This is a genomic window from Ruegeria sp. BC6, from assembly GCF_056539185.1.
Genome location: NZ_JBQFUM010000001.1, coordinates 243425 through 260167 on the forward strand (window position 1 = coordinate 243425; position 16743 = coordinate 260167).

The window sequence follows — 16743 nt, forward strand, 5'->3', positions numbered from 1 at the left end:
CCCTCACTTGTTGGCCCGGTTGGCGATCAGATCTTCGACGACGGACGGGTCGGCCAGGGTCGAGGTATCGCCCAGCGAGCCGAAGTCGTTCTCGGCGATCTTGCGCAGAATGCGGCGCATGATCTTGCCCGAACGGGTCTTGGGCAGGCCCGGAGCCCACTGGATCACGTCGGGGCTGGCGATCGGTCCGATTTCTGTCCGGACCCATGTGCGCAGCTCTTTCAGCAATTCATCCGAGGGCTCTCGGTCATTCATCAGGGTGACGTAGCAATAGATGCCTTGGCCCTTGATTTCATGGGGATAACCTACGACGGCCGCTTCGGCGACGGCGGCGTGAGCCACCAGCGCGCTTTCGACTTCGGCGGTGCCCATGCGGTGGCCCGAGACGTTGATGACGTCATCGACGCGGCCGGTGATCCAGTAATCGCCATCTTCGTCGCGGCGGCAGCCGTCACCGGTGAAGTAATACCCCTTGTAGTCTGAGAAATAGGTCTTCTCGAACCGCTCATGGTCGCCCCATACGGTGCGCATCTGGCCCGGCCAGCTGTCCTTGATGCACAGCACGCCTTCGACCCCGTTGCCGGTGATCTCGACGCCCGACTGCGGATCCAGCACGACGGGTTGAACGCCAAAGAAGGGTTTCATCGCCGAACCGGGCTTGGTCGCATGCGCGCCGGGCAGGGGGGTCATCATGTGGCCGCCGGTCTCGGTCTGCCACCAGGTGTCGACGATCGGGCATTTCCCCTTGCCGACCACCTCATTGTACCAGTTCCAGGCCTCGGGGTTGATGGGTTCGCCCACCGTGCCGAGCGTTTTCAGGGAACTCAGGTCGCATTTTTCTACGAACTCGTTGCCCTGACCCATCAGCGCGCGGATCGCGGTGGGGGCGGTGTAGAACTGGTTGACCTTGTGCTTCTCGCAAACCTGCCAGAACCGCGAGGCGTCGGGATAGGTCGGCACGCCTTCGAACATCAGTGTGGTCGCGCCATTGGCCAGCGGGCCATAGACGATATAGCTGTGGCCGGTGACCCAGCCCACGTCCGCCGTACACCAGTATATGTCGCCGTCATGATAGTCGAAGGTGATTTCGTGGGTCATCGCGGCATAAACCAGGTAGCCGCCGGTGGTGTGCACCACGCCTTTAGGCTGTCCGGTCGAGCCCGAGGTGTAAAGGATGAACAGCGGATCTTCAGCGTTCATCTCGGCCGGCGCACAATAATCGTCGGCCTCCAGCGCCATTTCGTTGTAGTCGTAGTCGCGCCCGTCGATCCAGGTCGTCTGGCCACCGGTGCGCTTGACCACCAGACACTTTACCGTGTCCTTGCAGTGCAGCAGGGCGGCGTCGGCGTTCGATTTCAGCGGAGTCTTGCGGCCGCCGCGCGGGGCCTCGTCGGCGGTGATGATGACCTTGGCGTCACAACCGTTGACCCGAGCGGCCAGCGCGTCGGGCGAGAAGCCGGCAAACACGATCGAGTGGATCGCGCCAATGCGGGCGCAGGCGAGCATGGCATAGGCGGCCTCGGGGATCATCGGCAGATAGATGACGACCCGGTCGCCTTTGCGCACGCCCATCGATTCCAGAATGTTCGCCATGCGGCAGGTGCGGCGGTGCAGCTCGGCATAGGTGATGTGCTGGGCTTCGTCGTTCGGATCATCCGGTTCCCAGATGATCGCGGTCTGATCGCCGCGGGTCTTCAGGTGACGGTCCAGGCAGTTGGCCGAGACGTTCAGCGTGCCGTCGGCATACCAGTTGATCTTGACCGAGCCGAAATCGTAGTTGACGTCCTTGACCTGGGTGTAGGGCTTGATCCAGTCGATCCGCTTGCCATGCTCACCCCAGAATTTCACGGGGTCGTTGACAGATGCCTCGTACATCTGGGTGTGTTTTTTGGCATCGACATGAGCGCGAGCGACGGTTTCTGCGGATGGCGGAAATACCTTGGCTTCTGCCTGGGCAGCGGTGGTCATTCTGAGGCTCCTCCCTCTGACTGGACTTCGGGTGGACCGAGTTTGCCCAATTGAATGGCATTGTCGATCCGTTTCCTCCCCGGTCGGGATAATACGCCTTCGAGAAAAGAAAGAAATAAATTGCCGTAATCCTTGGATTTGTTTGTAAACAATTTTCCGTTTCTGGGGGCGTTTTGTAAATTCGTTAGGCTTGAGTTTGCGATAACATGATAAAAAACAATTATTTAAAGATCTAATGGTTGTTAACGGTCCAGAGCGACACCTTTTCTCCTGTGGGTCGACCGTGTCGGCGGGGCTTTCTGAGCCATGCAGAAATCAGCGCTTTCACGGGTGCAACATCCGGGCGGCGGGGCTTGGCACGTGTCGATGTTGGCGCTAGCTTATCTCGCAAGCGCCCCGGGAGGGGGCGCACCAATGGGAGAGATCATTATGAACAAGATGTTGAGCGGAGCGGCCATCGCCGCCCTTGGCGTTGCTTTTGTCACCGAGGCGGCTGCGACCGAGTGGAATGCCTCGGTCTGGGGCAAGCGCCGCGCCTTCACCGAACATGTTGAGAAACTGGCCGAACTGGTCAGCGAGAAAACCGATGGCGCGTTCACCATCAACGTCAGCTATGGCGGCCTTTCCAAGCCCAAGGAAAACCTGGACGGCATCGAAATCGGCGCCTTCGAGATGGCCCAGTTCTGCGCTGGTTACCATCGCGACAAGAACCGCGCGATCACCGTCCTGGAACTGCCGTTTCTGGGCGTGAACACACTGGATGAGGAAGTGGCCGTCAGCCACGCGATCTACGATCACCCTGCGGTCAAGGAAGAGATGGCTCAATGGAACGCTCGTATCCTCATGACCTCGCCGATGCCGCAGTACAATCTGGTCGGGACAGGCGAGCCGCGTGACAAACTGGCCGAGTTCGAAGGTATGCGCGTTCGTGCGACCGGGGGCCTTGGTCAGGCGTTCGAGGCCGTTGGTGCCGTTCCGACATCGGTTCCGGCGACCGAAGCCTACAATGCGATGCAGTCCGGTGTTGTGGACACCGTCGCATTTGCTCAGCACGCACACCTGTCGTTCGGCACCATCAATGAGGCCGACTGGTGGACCGCGAACCTGAACCCCGGCACGGTGAACTGCCCAGTGGTCGTGAACATCGACGCCTATGAAGCACTGCCGCCCGAGCACCGTGAGGCGCTGGACAGCTCGATCGACGAGGCGATTGACCACTACCTGACCAACTACGGTGAGCTACTGAAAAAGTGGGATGGCGTGCTCGAAGAAAAGGGCGTTCAGAAAGTGATGATCGATGACTCCGTTCTGGACGAGTTCCGTGCCAAGGCGGCCGACCCGATCCGCGACCAGTGGATTGCTGACATGTCCGCCCAAGGCCTGCCGGCGCAGGATCTTTACGACCTGGTGCAGGCAACGCTGAAGCAGCAGCGCGGCGGCAACTGATAAAAAACAGCCGGGGGCTGAAACGCCCCCGGGATCATCTGGAACAGGGGACAACCGGATGGCAGGACACGCCACGGTATTGGAGGACGGCAGCCTCCTGAGCCGTCTCGACCGGCAATTGCTGCAACTTGAACGATTTCTGGCCCTTCTCAGCGGCATCGCCGTTTTCGGTTTGATGGTGTTGGCTGTTGTGTCCGTCAGCGGACGCAACGCGATCAACGCGCCATTGCCGGGCTATGTCGACTGGATCGAGCAGGCCATGCCTCTGATCGCGTTTCTTGGCATTTCCTATGTGCAGCGAGACGGCGGGCACATCCGCATGGACATCGTGATCGCACGGCTGCACGGGCGCGCAATGTGGTTGTTCGAGCTGATTTCGGTCGTACTGATCCTGGTCCTGATGTTGGCTTTGGTCTGGGGCAGCTGGTCCCATTTCGATCGATCGTTTGATTTCGGCGCACCGATGTGGAGCCGTGACAGCTCGATCGACATCGGTATTCCGATCTGGCCCGCCAAGCTGTTGGCGCCAGTTGCCTTCTCCGTTTTGTGTCTGCGGTTGTGTCTCCAGATCTGGGGGTATGGTCGGGCGTTCCTGTTGGGGCTGGAAACTCCGGTTGCGGTGCCGCTGATCCAGGACGCCGCCGCGCAGGCCGCGGCCGAAGCCGAGCAGTTTGAGAGGCAGGACTGACAAATGGACACGATTGAAATCGGCCTGTGGGTCACGGGCGGCCTGCTGGTTCTTGTCGTCGGGGGCATGCGCGTTGCGTTTGCCGCAGGCCTTGCAGGGCTGGTAGGGCTGGTCTGGATATTCTGGGCCAAATTCGGATACGACCCGGATCGGTTTGGTAAGGCTTTGACCGTTGCCGTCAAGACGGCGGGGCAGGTGCCGCATTCCAAAGTGGCCTCGCACACGCTCAGCCTGATCCCAACTTTCATCCTGATAGGATACCTGGCCTATTACGCGGGATTGACCCGGGCGTTGTTCGAAGCGGCCAAGCGCTGGGTCGCCTGGGTGCCGGGTGGTTTGGCGGTGTCCACGGTTTTCGCGACGGCCGGCTTTGCAGCCGTGTCAGGCGCGTCAGTGGCTACGTCGGCCGTCTTTGCCCGCATTGCCATCCCCGAGATGCTGGACGTCGGCTACAACAAAAGGTTTGCCGCAGGCGTCGTGGCCGCAGGCGGTACTTTGGCGTCGCTGATCCCACCTTCCGCGATCCTCGTGATCTATGCGATCATCGTCGAGCAGGACGTGGGCAAACTGCTGCTCGCCGGGTTCATCCCAGGTGCGTTTTCGGCGGTGATCTACGGACTGCTGATCATCGGTATAGCGGTTTTCTTCAAAAACGTGGGTCCGCCGGTGCGGGGCTTTACCTGGAAACAGCGCTTTGCCGCGTTGCCCGGTGCGCTGCCGATCTTCGCGGTAATCCTGATCATCATCTGTTTTGTCTACAACCCATTCGGTGACAAGGCGTGGGGAACGCCGACCGAGGGCGGCGCAATCGGTGCATTCATCGTGTTCTGCTTTGCGCTGTTTCACGGCATGCGCTGGACCGAGCTGAAGTCGGCGCTGTTGGAAACCGCCAAGCTGACGGCGATGATCTTCTCGATCATCTGGGGTGTCTTGATCTACGTGCGCTTTCTGGGTTTCGCCGACCTGCCCGGAGCGTTCTCGGATTGGATCACCTCCCTCCATATGTCACCCATGCTGATCCTGATCTGTATCCTGTTGGCCTATGCCGTGCTTGGCATGTTCATGGATGCAATCGGGATGCTGCTGCTGACTCTGCCGGTGGTCTATCCTGCCGTCATGGCCCTGAACGGGGGCGAGGCGGTAAGCGCGGCCGACAGCACATTTGGCATGTCGGGCCCCATGTGTGCGATCTGGTTTGGTATTCTGGTGGTCAAGATGGCCGAGTTCTGTCTGATCACGCCGCCAATCGGCCTGAACTGCTTCGTGGTCGCCGGCGTGCGCCCAGACCTGAGCGTTCAGGACGTGTTCAAGGGCGTTGCTCCGTTCTTCGTCGCTGATGCGGTGACGATTGCGCTGCTGGTCGCGTTTCCGGCGATCGTTCTGTATCTGCCATCGCTTGCCGGCTGAGGTTTTGGGCAATCCAGGCACGGGCTTTGATGCATGGCTCTGCCGCGCGCATAGAAAATTCGGGCGGCACGAAATCTCGGTGCCTCAGTGGACCCAATACCTCAGTGTCGCAAAGACTGAGCGGGGGCAGCGCCCCCATCCGGCCTAACCGCAAAACAGGGCGATACGGCTCACTTGGCCCGCATGAGCATGCCAAACAGGTCGCGCGGATCGTCCGGGTCCGCCAGCATGTCCAGGGGCTCGAAAAACTCGGTTCCCTCGATCGCGCGCTTGACGTAGCGCAGGGCCGAGAAGTCCTCGATCGCGAAACCAACGCTGTCGAACAGAGTGATCTGCCGGTCGTCACGGCGACCTTCCGCCTGGCCGGTGATGACCTGCCACATCTCGGTGACCGGGTGGTCAGGGTCCAGCGCTTGAATTTCACCTTCGATCCGGGTCTGCTCGGGGTATTCCACGAAGATGTCGGACCGCAGAAGAATGTCGCGATGCAATTCGGTCTTTCCGGGGCAGTCGCCTCCGATCGCATTGATGTGCACGCCCGGGCCGACCATGTTGTCGGTCAGGATGGTGGCATATTTCTTGTCGGCGGTGCAGGTGGTGATGATCTGCGCGCCCTCGATCGCCTCTTCGGCCGAGCGACACGAAACCACCTTCAACCCGGTCCCTTGCAGATTGGCCGCGCATTTCGCGGTGGCGGCGGGATCGATGTCGTAAAGGCGAACGGTATCAATCCCGCAAATGGCCTTGAAGGCCAGGCACTGGAACTCGGATTGCGCGCCATTGCCGATCATCGCCATCGTGGACGCATTCTTGGGGGCCAGGTACTTTCCGACCAGAGCAGAGGTCGCCGCGGTGCGCAGCGCCGTCAGCATCGTCATCTCGGTCAACAGGGTCGGATACCCGGTGTACACGTCCGCAAGCAGACCGAACGCGGTGACGGTCTGCAAGCCCTCGGACGTGTTCTTGGGGTGGCCGTTCACATATTTGAACCCATAGGCTTCGCCATCCGAGGTCGGCATCAGTTCGATCACGCCATGCGGGGAATGGGCCGGGATGCGCGGGGTCTTGTCAAAGCTCTCCCAGCGTTTGAAATCGTCCTCGATCTGGGCGGCGATCTCGGTGATCATTCTTTCGACACCGATGTGGTGGATAAGCCGCATCATGTTGTCGACGGATACGAAGGGAACAAGCGCCTTGTCGGAAGGTTGCATGGGGTCTCTCCTAGCGGCGTGACAGGTGGATGCCTGCGATCATGCAGCGCACCGACCCGCCGGCGGTTTCGATGGTGGGAACGGACAACGGCAGGGGCGTCGCGCTTTCCTGGATGATGTCGATCTGATCCGGGCGCAGCGCGGCCAAAGCCCGGCTAGACAACGCCAGAACCAGCCCGTCACGGCCCGTCAGTTCGATGGCGTTTCCGGCAAATTCGGCGATCTGGTCGTGGGTCAGATCAATCACCGTGCGGCCGGATTCCTCGAGCCGCGCCTTCACGGTCGCGCGCCGCTCGGGGTCGGTGATCATGTCCAAGCAGATCAGGGCGTAATGCGTGCCGATCCCCATCAGTACATTGGTGTGATAGACGTCGCGGCCTTGCGCGTCGCGGGCCTCGAAGGCGATGGGCTCATAGTTGAAATGGGTGCAGAACCGTTCCAGCAGCACCGGGTCGGCACGGTTGGATTTGACGGTATAGGCAATGCGCGCGACGTGATCGAGCACCATCGCACCGGTGCCCTCCAGCGCGAGGTTGTCCTGCTCGAGCCCGGAATAGTCGATCACGTCCTGTACGCGACAGTCGCGTTTCAGCATCTCGATCACATCCATCCGACGTTCGCGCCGGCGCGAGGGAACGAACATCGGATAGATCGCTACATGCCCGCCCGGATGGGTCGAGAACCAGTTGTTAGGAAACACGCTGTCGGGCGTGTCGTTGTCACCGAAATCGTCGAACACATGCACGGTCACGCCGGCGTTGCGCAGTTGCTTGACCGCGCGGTCATGCTCGTCGCGGGCGGCGGCCGAGGTCGCCTCGGCCGAGCGGTTGGCCAGCGTCTGGAACGCATTGTCGTCGCGGGTCTCGGGGTTCGAGGCAAAGGCGTGTGGCCGGATCATGACAACGGCCGAGGGGGCCTGAAGGGAATGCATCAGAAGCTCCGGGTAATGCGGTCGAAGATGCGGCGCCCAAGCAACGAGGCGGCCAGGTCGACCATCAGTTTCGCGGTACGGCCGCGCTCATCCAGAAAGGGGTTCAGTTCGACCAGGTCCAGCGAGCAGACCAGCCCGCTTTCGTGCAGCAACTCCATAACCAGATGCGCCTCGCGTTCAGTGGCGCCGCCGGGAACGGTGGTGCCGACGGCCGGCGCGATGGCGGGGTCAAGGAAATCCACGTCCAGCGAGACATGCAGAATGCCGTTCGCGGCACGGACGCGGTCCAGAAAGGCCATCAGCGGAGCCTTGATGCCGTGTTCGTCGATGCTGCGCATGTCGGCCAGCATGGCGCGGTCTTTCTCCAGCGCGGCACGCTCGGCCGGATCGACCGAGCGCAGGCCGATCATGCCGACGCGGTCCGTGGGTATCGGAGCATCCACAGCGGGGAAAGCGTCGAACCCGGGCTGACCGGTGAAATAGGCGACCGGCGTGCCATGCAGGTTGCCGCTGCCGGTGCTGTTGGGCGTATGGAAATCGCTGTGCGCGTCCAGCCAAAGCACGAATAGTGGGCGCCCGATCTGCTGCGCATGGGCGGCCATGCCAGAGACCGTGCCCATCGACAGGGCGTGGTCCCCGCCCATGAAGATCGGCAGACCTTGTTGGGCCGCCTGTTGCGCGACCCGGATCAAAGCCCGCGTCCAACCTACGCATTCGGGTAGGGCAAAGAGGTGATCATGTTGCGGCATGTCGACAGTGTCCGGGCGGGTGTCGCCAAAGTCTGTGACCGTGTGCCCGAGGTCGGACAGCGCCTCGGCGATTCCGGCCACCCGGTACGCGTCGGGTCCCATCCGGCAACCCTGTCGCCGCTTGCCGACGTCCATGCCGGCACCAACGAGAATGACTGATTTGGTATCCATACGTTCATTTAGCGGTGCAATGCGGGTTGCGTGAAGGAGGCAAAATGCTCAAAATGAAATCTGAAAATCCAAAATGGAAACATGGAATGGACGATCTGGACAGCCGCTTGCTCAGCGCCCTTCACCGAGACGCTCGCGCGTCCCTGTCAGAGCTTGCAGAAGTGCTGGGTGTAACGCGGACGACCGTGCGCAGCCGGCTGCAGCGGCTCAAGCAATCGGGTGAGATTGTGGGCTTTACTGTCCTGACCCGTCGGGACGTCGCGCAAAGCCCGGTGCGCGGGCTGATGATGCTGGAAATCGAAGGACGCGGGACCGAGCGCATCATGGCCCGGATCGCGGCGATGCGGCAGGTGCGGGCGGTGCATTCCACCAATGGCGGATGGGACCTGATCGCCGAGATCGGGACCGAGACGCTGGCCGAACTGGACGAGGTTCTGTTCCAGATCCGCCGCATCGAAGGCGTCACCAGATCCGAGACCAATCTGCTTCTGTCCACCCGAAAAGGCCGCTTTTGAACCGCCCCCTATTCACCGGCGCGGCATAGCTTTGAATACCAAACGATTTGTGCAAGAGTTTCCCGGCAGGCTTGATCAAGCCCATGGGCAGGGAAATCAATATGAGCACAGCAGACCCAGGCGAAAACTCGCGGGCGGAAATCCTGATTGCCCGGGTGACCGGTCTGTTGGAGCAGCCGATCGTCAGGCTTGCGATACCTGTGGTGATAACGCTGATCGCGTTGACGGTGCTGCACGACCTGTCGAGCCATGTGAAATGGTCGGACGTGCAATCTGACATTGCCGGAACGTCCTGGCGGGTGATGTTCCTTGCAGTGTTCTGGACGGCCTTCAGTTTTCTGTCTCTGTCCTTCTATGACGTCTTCGCCGTGCAGAGCGTGGCGGGGGGAACGGTCCCCCTTCGCATCGCGGCCATGGCTGGGGCCAGTGGCTATGCGGTGTCGAATTGCCTTGGGTTTTCGTACATTACGGGCACGGCGATCCGCTATCGGATCTACGCGTCTCTGGGGTTGGATCTGGGACGGGTCGCGGGTGTGATCGCCACATCATGGGTGGCCTTCTGGATGGGTCTCATCCTGATCCTCGGCGGAATGATGACGCTTCATCCAGACGGTATCGCCCAGGCGCTGCCGATCAATGGAACGCTTGAAACGGTCATCGGGGTTGCCCTGCTGGTCGGTCTGCTGGTTCTGTTTGTCTGGCTGGCCAAAGGCGGGCGTCGGCTGTCCTTTGGCGGGGTGGGATTTGACCTGCCCGGAGGCAAGTTGGCCAGCCTTTTGACACTGGCCGCAATCGGGGATCTGTTCGGCGCGTCGATGGCTCTTTATGTTCTGATGCCCGACGATCTGGGCGTCGGCTATCCCTATTTCTTCACCATCTATATCTGCGCAATCGCAGTTGGGATTCTCAGCCATGCGCCGGGCGGAATCGGTGTGTTCGAGGCCACTTTGATCGCCGGGCTGGGGGCCTCGGGCCGGTCGGACGTGATTGCTGCGTTGCTGCTTTACCGGGTTGTCTACACGTTTTTGCCATTTGCCATCGCAAGCCTGTCGATCGCCGTCGCTTCGGCGCTGGCACATCGGCATCACATCAGCGGCGCGGCCACTTGGTTTTATCGGGCCGTCCGGCCAATCGTGCCGATGGTGGCTGCCGGTATCGCGGCAGTGGCCGGTGTGGTTCTTCTGGTGTCCGGCACCTTGCCTGCCAGCTCGACGAAGCTGGGGATCCTGCGCGAGTTTCTGCCCTTGTCCTTCGTCGAGGCATCGCATCTGGCCGGAAGCGCCATTGGCGTTCTGCTGCTGCTTGTGGCGCGGGGGCTGTACCGCAAGCTGTACCGGGCATGGATCGTTGCCATGATCCTGATGCTGGCCGGGTTCTTTGCGTCACTGGCCAAGGGGCTGGATACGCATGAGGCCATCGGAATGCTTGCAGCCATCGGTTTGTTGGCCCTGTTTCGGGGGGCTTTCTACCGGGTCAGCGGCGCATCCGTCTTCCGACTGAATATTCCCTGGCTGGTCAGTCTGATCGCGTTGCTGGCGGTGATCTTCTGGATCGGGTTGTTCGCCTATTCCCATGTCGAATACGAAAACGCGTTGTGGTGGGAGTTTGCATGGAATGGCGATGCCTCGCGGTTCCTGCGCTCCAGCATAGTGGTGGCGGTGATCGTCGGGGTGGTGGCCGTGAGCTCGTTGTTCGGACGCACGATCCCCGGACGTCAACGCACCGAAATTCCTGCGGCGGTCGAACGTTTGGCGCTGGCCAGCGAGGACACCGAGGCGCAGATCAGCCTGACCGGCGACAAGCAGTTCCTGATCGCGCCGGATGAAAGCGCCTTTCTGGCCTATGCCGATTCCGGCAACGCGTTGATCAGCAAGGGCGAGCCTGTCGGCGATGAGGCCGCCGGCCAGCAGCTGATTTGGCAGTTGCGCGAAATGGCCGATGCCGAAGGCAAGCTCTGCGCATTTTATAGCGTGTCCACCAAGTATCTGCCTACGTTTCTGGACCTCGGGCTGTCGATCCTCAAGATCGGTGAAGTCGCCCGCGTTCCGCTGAAGGACTTCACGCTGGACGGAAAATCCCGCAAGCGGTTCCGTCAGGCCCGGAACCGGGCCGAGCGTGAAGGATATGTCTTCGAGATCATTCCCAAGGAACAGCTTGCACCGGTCCTGCCGGAGCTGCGCCAGATCTCGGATCACTGGCTGGAAGGCAAGGCGGGCGCGGAAAAGGGCTTTGCTCTGGGCGGGTTCGACGAGCAGTATTTGTCCTATTTCGATCATGCGGTTCTGAAGAACGGCGAGACGGGTAGGATCGTGGCTTTTGCCAACCTGTTTCAGGGCGGCAACAAGTCGGAATTGTCGCTGGATCTGATGCGCTACGAGCCCGACTGCCCCAGCTTTGTCATGGACGCTCTGTTCGCCGAGATGATGAACTGGGGCGCCGGCCAAGGGTTCCATTGGTTCTCGTTGGGGGCCGCGCCGTTTTCCGGGATCGAGAACCGGCAACTCGCCTCGCTCTGGAACCGGATCGGCGGTTTCGTCTACGAGCACGGCGAGCAGTTCTACCACTTCGAGGGGCTGCGCGCCTTCAAACAGAAATTCGACCCGGAGTGGAGCCCCAACTATCTGGCCAGCCCAGGCGGTCTGGCCGCGCCGCGCATCCTGTACGAGGTGAACATCCTGATATCTGGAGGCCTGACGGGCCTGACGAAATAGCGCTTAGTTCAGGCTTGCTCGTGTTGGGTCCTGCTGCAGCAGGTCACCCCAATCGGTGCGATAGGACATCTCGGCCAGTACGGTTTCCGGCAGGAATTCCTGGTTCTGACGGATCTGCCAGCCCCCGCCCAGACCTTTGTAGACCGCGACCAAGTTCGACGACACCTGCTGGCGCGCCTCGATCAGGTTGGCTTGCGAGCGCAGAAGCGCGGTCTGAGTGTTCAGCACGCGGGAATAGTCGGCGATGCCGTCGCGATACTGGCTGACGGCGATGTCGGCGGCCTTGCGCGCTGCGTCGACGCTGCGTTGGTAAAACGTCACCTGCTTGCGCGCCTGGGCATAGGCGACCATGGCGCTTTCGACTTCGGAATAGGCAGTCAGCACGGTGTTCTGATAGTTGGCGATCAGCGCCTGATAGGCGGCGTCCTGTGCGCGCACGTTGTTCTTGATCCGCCCATAGTTCAGAACGTTCCAGACCACGCCGGCGCTGGCCAGACCCGTGGTGCTGTTCGAGCTGAACAGGTCGCGCCCGCCCGACGCCTGCAGGCCGATAGAGCCCGACAGGATGAACTGCGGATACAGGTCCGCCATGGCGATGCCCACCTGCGCCGATTGCGTGGCTGCGGCCAGTTCTGCCGCGCGAACGTCGGGGCGGCGGCGCAGCAATTCGGCCGGAACGCCGACGGCGACGTTCGATCTTGCCGACGGAATCCGTCCAGACGTTCCCAGCAAACCGGTCATGCGCGACGGTGTCGTGCCCAGCAGAACCGCCAGCGCGTTCTTGGCCTGCTGCAAATCGCTTTCCAACGTCGGCACCAGCGCCTTGGTGTTGTTCAGCAAGGCGGTGGACTCCTGCACATCCAATTCCGTCGTCACACCATTGTTGAACCGCAACTGGGTCAGATCATTGGCTTCCTGCTGCAGCTTGATGTTCTCGCGCGCGACGGCCAGCGACTCCTGCAGGGCGCGGATGTTGATGTACAGCGCGGCCACATCGCCCGTCAGCGTCACCAGCGCATCGTCATAGTTGGCGACCTGTAGCGCCAGGTTCGATCGCGCCGCCTGCACGCCGCGCCGCTGCGCGCCCCAGACGTCCAGTTCCCACTGGGCGTCAAATCCCACCTGCGACGTCGAAAACTCGGTATCCAGCGGAATGATCCGGTTGATATCGGCAATGGGACCGAGGTTGTCGCTGATCCGGCGCCGCTCCAATGATCCGCCCACGGCCTGAGATTGCGGATAGAGCTCGCCGAAGGCGATGCCCAGTTGCGCGCGGGCCTGCAACACGCGCGCGCCTGCGACCTGAAGCGTCAGGTTCTGGGCATAGGCCTCGGCCACCAGCTTGTTCAGGGTCGGATCATTGAAGCTCTGCCACCATTTGACCACGGGGGCGCTGCGTGATGTCAGACCGCTGGCCTGGCTGGCGCTGGGGCTGTTGGCCTCCATCCACTGTTTCACGACCGGCGAGTTGGGGCGCACAAAATCCGGCCCGACCGGGGTGCATGCAAACAGCAACGCGGCGCTCAGCGCGGTGCCAACCAACATGTGGCGGCGGTTTCGTGGCCTGCGCGGATGGTCCGGGTTCATGTGTGTCATGCTCAGATATCCAGCGGTCGGATGAAGTTGGCGAAGGAATAGAGGCGAATGTTGATGCGCCGCAGAAACTCAAAGCTTTTCCCTTGCCCGGTATAGATGGCCACGGCCGCGTGCCCGCCAGCGGGGAAGGTATGTCCTTCGGGGACGTCGACCGTAATTTGCACCGCGATGCGCCCGGGAATTTTGGGCAGCTCGAACCCCGGCAGGCGGCCAGAAGGCAGGTATTGTCCTTGCCGTGTGGCCCACCAGATGGCCTCGACCTTGCCGGTCAGAATTTCACCTGGATAAAGATCCAGCGCGACCTCGACAGGCTGACCGGGTTCGACGAATTTCAGGTTCTGCTGGCGGTATGTGGCCAGGATATAGGGCGAATCCTCAGTCACGAAGCTGGCGATGGCCCCAAGTCGGATATCACCGACCACAAGCCCGGGACGGGCCTGTTGCGAGACGATCATGCCGTTTTCAGGAGCGTAGATCGTTGTATTGTCGAGAAAATACTGCGCTTCAGCCAGCTGCGCCTTGGCCTGAAGGATACCGGTGTTCACTCCGTCGATCTGTGATTCCTGCGCAAGTTGCGCCTTTCTAAGATTGGCCTCAGCCTGTTTGACCGCAGCCTGATCTTCGGTCACCTGCTCGTTCCAGCGATCCAGCTCGTCCTGGCGCGCCCCGCCGGCAGGCACCAGGTTTTCATAGCGCGCCTTCTGCGTCATCGCATAAGCCAGCTGGGCATTGGCGCGCTCCACCGCCTCGGTCGAGGCGATCACGTCCTGTTCAAGGATTTTGGCGTTTTGCTCGGCCGCCACCAGTTGGGCCTGCGCGTTCTCGACGGCCAGCTTGAACACCGTGTCATCAAACCGGTACAGCGGATCACCCTTGGTGATGGGCGTGTTGGGTTCGACCAAGACCTCGGTCAGGATGGTCGGTTGGGTCAGTTTCGGGACGATCTGGATGGTGGACCGCACCACGTGGCTGTCGATCGAGAAGGGTTGGAAGAACCGCAGCGCGACCAGGAAGATCAGCAGCAGATGGGCGCCGACCCAGAACGACACGATCCCCCAGACAATGTTGAACTTGAGCCATTGTGCTTTGAAGAAAATGAACCAGACAAAAATGATGTAGAAAAGCGTGATGCCGAGGGCGACGAACATAGTGGTGGATTTCCTTCGGCGTCAGGTTTTCTGTGGGTCGTCTGCAGCAGGGGCCCGGTACTCGTCCTTGACCTGCCCGCCAAGGCGCTCGATCTCCTTGCGGATCGCTTCGCGCTCGCCCTCGGGCAAGCGGCGGATGTCCACGGTCATGCCATCATGATAAGCCCAAATAAAGGCGTGCACCCAGGGGATGATCGCCAGAAACCCCATCCATCCCATCAGTTTGACGGCTTCGGCATGGGGGTGGTTCCGTTTGATTGCGATGCGGCCGGGCAGGCCCATGATGAACAGAAACAAGGCCATGACCGCCGCCAGCAGTAGGATCAGCGCTACGAATGTCAGGTAGTCATAATAGCCCAGCGGCTGCCCCAGTAGTCCCATCGTCGCGCCTCCTGTCTGGACGGTTGCCCCATCCTCAGTTGTTGGTGTCCAGTTCGTCAATCAATTTGTAGCTGGTCGGCGGGTCGGCGCAGATGCCCGGACCGCATTCCAACAGCGTCGAACCGGCGTTCAGCACCGCTAGACCCAGCATGATGAAGAACGCGACCTTTGCCAATGTGCTGCCGCCAAAGCGTGGTTCCGCGCGCGTGTCCGAGACATACTGTTTTTCGAACATCAGCATGATGGCGGTGCCCAACAGGATCAGGAAAAAGCAGATGGCAGCCCAAGTATAGTAGTGCAGGCCCAACACCGGAGAGCCATAGTGCCCGGTTCCCGGCACGATGTGCAGAAGGATCTGCCGCACCGACACGCTGCCGCCGTAGAGGGCCGCAATCAGCATGATCGCATAGTGTTGGGGCCGCGGGCCATAAAGCAGGTTCAGGCCCAGACCAACACCAACCGCAACGAAGCCAACTCGCTGCAACAGGCAGAGCGGGCAGGGCAGTTCGTACAGCTTGAGCTGGTAGACATAGGCCAGCAGCAGAACAAGGCTGACGGCCAGCATTCCCAGGGCATTCAGAGTACGGGACAGTTCAGGTGTCATGATCGTCCCTTTCTACAACTGAATTGTCAGTTGGCTGGTGGCGTGAAACTTGAGCCAATAGACGCTCAACGCCAGCGTGAGAAAGAAAATCACGTTTCCGGCTTTTGTCCGTCCAAAGTAATTCAGCGCCATAACGGCTGTAAGTAACGCAAATAAAAGCGCGATCATGGCTCGGTCCTCCCCTTCCGTGCAACGATTGCAATGGTGGTGATACTGTCAGGCCCGCTGCCATCTGGCAAGTTTTGGGATCGTCCGTTCGCCTTAAGTGCGAGCGAACCCTAGCTGCACACCACCAATTGGGCCTGCCATTCGCGGCAGCGCGCCGCCAGTTCGGATGTGACGGGAGCGTCTGTGTAGAACGTGTCGATTTCGGACAATGACGTGATGCGGGCCGGGGCCGACCGCTGGAACTTCGAGTGGTCGGCAACAAGGCTGGTATGCCGCGCCTGCGCGATGATTGTCTGGCTGACGTTCACTTCCTGAAAATCGAAATCCAGCAGATCGCCTTCGCTATCCAACGCAGAACACCCTATGACCGCGTAGTCAAACTTGAACTGGCGAATGGTCGAGACGGTCAGATTTCCGATCAGGCCTCCATCGGAGCGGCGCAGAACACCACCAGCGACCACGATCTCGCATTCAGGGTTTTCGACCAGAATGTTGGCCACGTTCATATTGTTGGTCACGACCATCAGGTTCTTGTGGGTCAGAAGTTGCCGCGCCACGGCCTCGGTCGAGGTGCCGATGTTCATGAACACCGATGCTCCGTCCGGTATGTCGGCGGCACACCGTTTAGCAATGCGAGTTTTGGCTTCGTCGTTCAATCCGCGGCGGTCTTCGTAACCGATATTCGAAACGCCCGACCTCAGAACCGCGCCGCCGTGAACACGGTCCAGCATCCCGGCATCGGACAGTTCCGACAGGTCCCGACGAATGGTTTGGACAGTGACATTGAACCGCTCGGCCAGATCCTCGACCGCGACACGTCCGTTTTGCTTGGCAAGGCTCAGGATGTCGGATTGGCGAAAGGACAGGGACATATTCGGCTCCGCGAGTTTGGCTCTGTTCGTTTTTGTTCTTTTTGGGTATCGAGCGCAAGCCTGATGTTTTCTTGACTGGGCGCCAAATACGATAGAAGTGAACGACGATCAAGTTGCGCGAGATGCGACAAAGCGAACAAAAACGAAAATCGAAATTGACTAAACGAGTGTCGGTCG

General features: G+C 60.7%; 15 protein-coding genes. 5 read left to right on the forward strand and 10 right to left on the reverse strand.

What is annotated here, in order from left to right:
- Positions 1–3: 3 nt before the first annotated feature.
- Positions 4–1968: an acetate--CoA ligase gene (gene acs, locus ACR0MM_RS01185; RefSeq protein WP_480693971.1), complete on the reverse strand. Its 1965-nt coding sequence runs from the start codon at positions 1966–1968 to the stop codon at positions 4–6.
- Between the two features lie 429 nt (positions 1969–2397).
- Here acs and ACR0MM_RS01190 point away from each other — a divergent pair, with 429 nt between their 5' ends.
- From ACR0MM_RS01190 to ACR0MM_RS01200, 3 genes are read left to right on the forward strand one after another with little or no spacing between them, the layout of a single operon-like run.
- On the forward strand, positions 2398–3414 hold the full coding sequence (locus ACR0MM_RS01190; protein ID WP_480695312.1) for a C4-dicarboxylate TRAP transporter substrate-binding protein: 1017 nt from the start codon (positions 2398–2400) through the stop codon (positions 3412–3414).
- Between the two features lie 58 nt (positions 3415–3472).
- Positions 3473–4102 (forward strand): TRAP transporter small permease subunit, encoded by a 630-nt coding sequence (locus tag ACR0MM_RS01195; protein ID WP_170371214.1) that lies wholly within the window; start codon positions 3473–3475, stop codon positions 4100–4102.
- Between the two features lie 3 nt (positions 4103–4105).
- A complete protein-coding gene (locus ACR0MM_RS01200) occupies positions 4106–5509 on the forward strand; it encodes a TRAP transporter large permease (RefSeq protein ID WP_170437255.1) in 1404 nt (467 codons plus the stop codon).
- Between the two features lie 170 nt (positions 5510–5679).
- On the opposite strand, the gene ACR0MM_RS01205 is transcribed toward ACR0MM_RS01200, so the two are convergent.
- Genes ACR0MM_RS01205 through rocF form a run of 3 tightly spaced genes read right to left on the reverse strand, consistent with a single transcriptional unit; the run spans position 5680 to position 8571 of the window.
- Positions 5680–6720 carry an ornithine cyclodeaminase gene (locus ACR0MM_RS01205; RefSeq protein ID WP_480693973.1) on the reverse strand — a complete coding sequence of 347 codons (1041 nt, stop codon included), beginning with the start codon at positions 6718–6720 and terminating at the stop codon, positions 5680–5682.
- A 10-nt stretch (positions 6721–6730) separates the two neighbouring features.
- Complete coding sequence (gene ctlX / locus ACR0MM_RS01210; RefSeq protein ID WP_480693975.1) at positions 6731–7651, reverse strand: citrulline utilization hydrolase CtlX; 921 nt, start codon at positions 7649–7651, stop codon at positions 6731–6733.
- Positions 7651–8571 carry an arginase gene (gene rocF, locus ACR0MM_RS01215; RefSeq protein ID WP_480693977.1) on the reverse strand — a complete coding sequence of 307 codons (921 nt, stop codon included), beginning with the start codon at positions 8569–8571 and terminating at the stop codon, positions 7651–7653. The genes ctlX and rocF overlap by 1 nt, the downstream gene beginning before the upstream one ends.
- An 86-nt stretch (positions 8572–8657) precedes the next feature.
- Between rocF and ACR0MM_RS01220 the strand changes: the two genes are divergently transcribed.
- The gene (locus ACR0MM_RS01220; RefSeq protein ID WP_093961837.1) at positions 8658–9086 is read left to right on the forward strand and encodes an Lrp/AsnC family transcriptional regulator; all 429 of its coding nucleotides are present in this window, start codon (positions 8658–8660) and stop codon (positions 9084–9086) included.
- Between the two features lie 101 nt (positions 9087–9187).
- Positions 9188–11797, forward strand: a complete 2610-nt coding sequence (gene mprF, locus ACR0MM_RS01225) for a bifunctional lysylphosphatidylglycerol flippase/synthetase MprF (RefSeq protein ID WP_480693979.1) — start codon at positions 9188–9190, stop codon at positions 11795–11797.
- Between the two features lie 3 nt (positions 11798–11800).
- Here mprF and ACR0MM_RS01230 read toward each other — a convergent pair whose 3' ends face one another.
- The 6 genes from ACR0MM_RS01230 to ACR0MM_RS01255 form a co-directional block, all read right to left on the reverse strand.
- Positions 11801–13393: an efflux transporter outer membrane subunit gene (locus ACR0MM_RS01230; protein ID WP_170433072.1), complete on the reverse strand. Its 1593-nt coding sequence runs from the start codon at positions 13391–13393 to the stop codon at positions 11801–11803.
- A gap of 2 nt (positions 13394–13395) precedes the next feature.
- The gene (locus ACR0MM_RS01235) at positions 13396–14541 is read right to left on the reverse strand and encodes an HlyD family secretion protein (protein ID WP_480693981.1); all 1146 of its coding nucleotides are present in this window, start codon (positions 14539–14541) and stop codon (positions 13396–13398) included.
- A gap of 21 nt (positions 14542–14562) precedes the next feature.
- Positions 14563–14922, reverse strand: a complete 360-nt coding sequence (locus ACR0MM_RS01240; protein ID WP_093961840.1) for a DUF3302 domain-containing protein — start codon at positions 14920–14922, stop codon at positions 14563–14565.
- A 34-nt stretch (positions 14923–14956) separates the two neighbouring features.
- Complete coding sequence (locus ACR0MM_RS01245) at positions 14957–15526, reverse strand: disulfide bond formation protein B (protein ID WP_170339003.1); 570 nt, start codon at positions 15524–15526, stop codon at positions 14957–14959.
- A gap of 12 nt (positions 15527–15538) precedes the next feature.
- Positions 15539–15694: a DUF5993 family protein gene (locus tag ACR0MM_RS01250; protein ID WP_480693983.1), complete on the reverse strand. Its 156-nt coding sequence runs from the start codon at positions 15692–15694 to the stop codon at positions 15539–15541.
- Between the two features lie 110 nt (positions 15695–15804).
- A complete protein-coding gene (locus ACR0MM_RS01255; protein ID WP_480693985.1) occupies positions 15805–16566 on the reverse strand; it encodes a DeoR/GlpR family DNA-binding transcription regulator in 762 nt (253 codons plus the stop codon).
- Between the last annotated feature and the right edge of the window lie 177 nt (positions 16567–16743).

Excerpts from the sequence above, each read along its gene's own strand:
- rocF (WP_480693977.1), bottom strand. The coding sequence starts at position 8,571 with ATGGATACCAAATCAGTCATTCTCGTTGGTGCCGGCATGGACGTCGGC.
- ACR0MM_RS01200 (WP_170437255.1), top strand. The coding sequence starts at position 4,106 with ATGGACACGATTGAAATCGGCCTGTGGGTCACGGGCGGCCTGCTGGTT.
- ctlX (WP_480693975.1), bottom strand. The coding sequence starts at position 7,651 with ATGCATTCCCTTCAGGCCCCCTCGGCCGTTGTCATGATCCGGCCACAC.
- ACR0MM_RS01255 (WP_480693985.1), bottom strand. The coding sequence starts at position 16,566 with ATGTCCCTGTCCTTTCGCCAATCCGACATCCTGAGCCTTGCCAAGCAA.
- ACR0MM_RS01235 (WP_480693981.1), bottom strand. The coding sequence starts at position 14,541 with ATGTTCGTCGCCCTCGGCATCACGCTTTTCTACATCATTTTTGTCTGG.
- ACR0MM_RS01195 (WP_170371214.1), top strand. The coding sequence starts at position 3,473 with ATGGCAGGACACGCCACGGTATTGGAGGACGGCAGCCTCCTGAGCCGT.
- ACR0MM_RS01240 (WP_093961840.1), bottom strand. The coding sequence starts at position 14,922 with ATGGGACTACTGGGGCAGCCGCTGGGCTATTATGACTACCTGACATTC.
- mprF (WP_480693979.1), top strand. The coding sequence starts at position 9,188 with ATGAGCACAGCAGACCCAGGCGAAAACTCGCGGGCGGAAATCCTGATT.
- ACR0MM_RS01230 (WP_170433072.1), bottom strand. The coding sequence starts at position 13,393 with ATGACACACATGAACCCGGACCATCCGCGCAGGCCACGAAACCGCCGC.
- ACR0MM_RS01250 (WP_480693983.1), bottom strand. The coding sequence starts at position 15,694 with ATGATCGCGCTTTTATTTGCGTTACTTACAGCCGTTATGGCGCTGAAT.
- ACR0MM_RS01205 (WP_480693973.1), bottom strand. The coding sequence starts at position 6,720 with ATGCAACCTTCCGACAAGGCGCTTGTTCCCTTCGTATCCGTCGACAAC.
- ACR0MM_RS01220 (WP_093961837.1), top strand. The coding sequence starts at position 8,658 with ATGGACGATCTGGACAGCCGCTTGCTCAGCGCCCTTCACCGAGACGCT.
- acs (WP_480693971.1), bottom strand. The coding sequence starts at position 1,968 with ATGACCACCGCTGCCCAGGCAGAAGCCAAGGTATTTCCGCCATCCGCA.
- ACR0MM_RS01190 (WP_480695312.1), top strand. The coding sequence starts at position 2,398 with ATGAACAAGATGTTGAGCGGAGCGGCCATCGCCGCCCTTGGCGTTGCT.
- ACR0MM_RS01245 (WP_170339003.1), bottom strand. The coding sequence starts at position 15,526 with ATGACACCTGAACTGTCCCGTACTCTGAATGCCCTGGGAATGCTGGCC.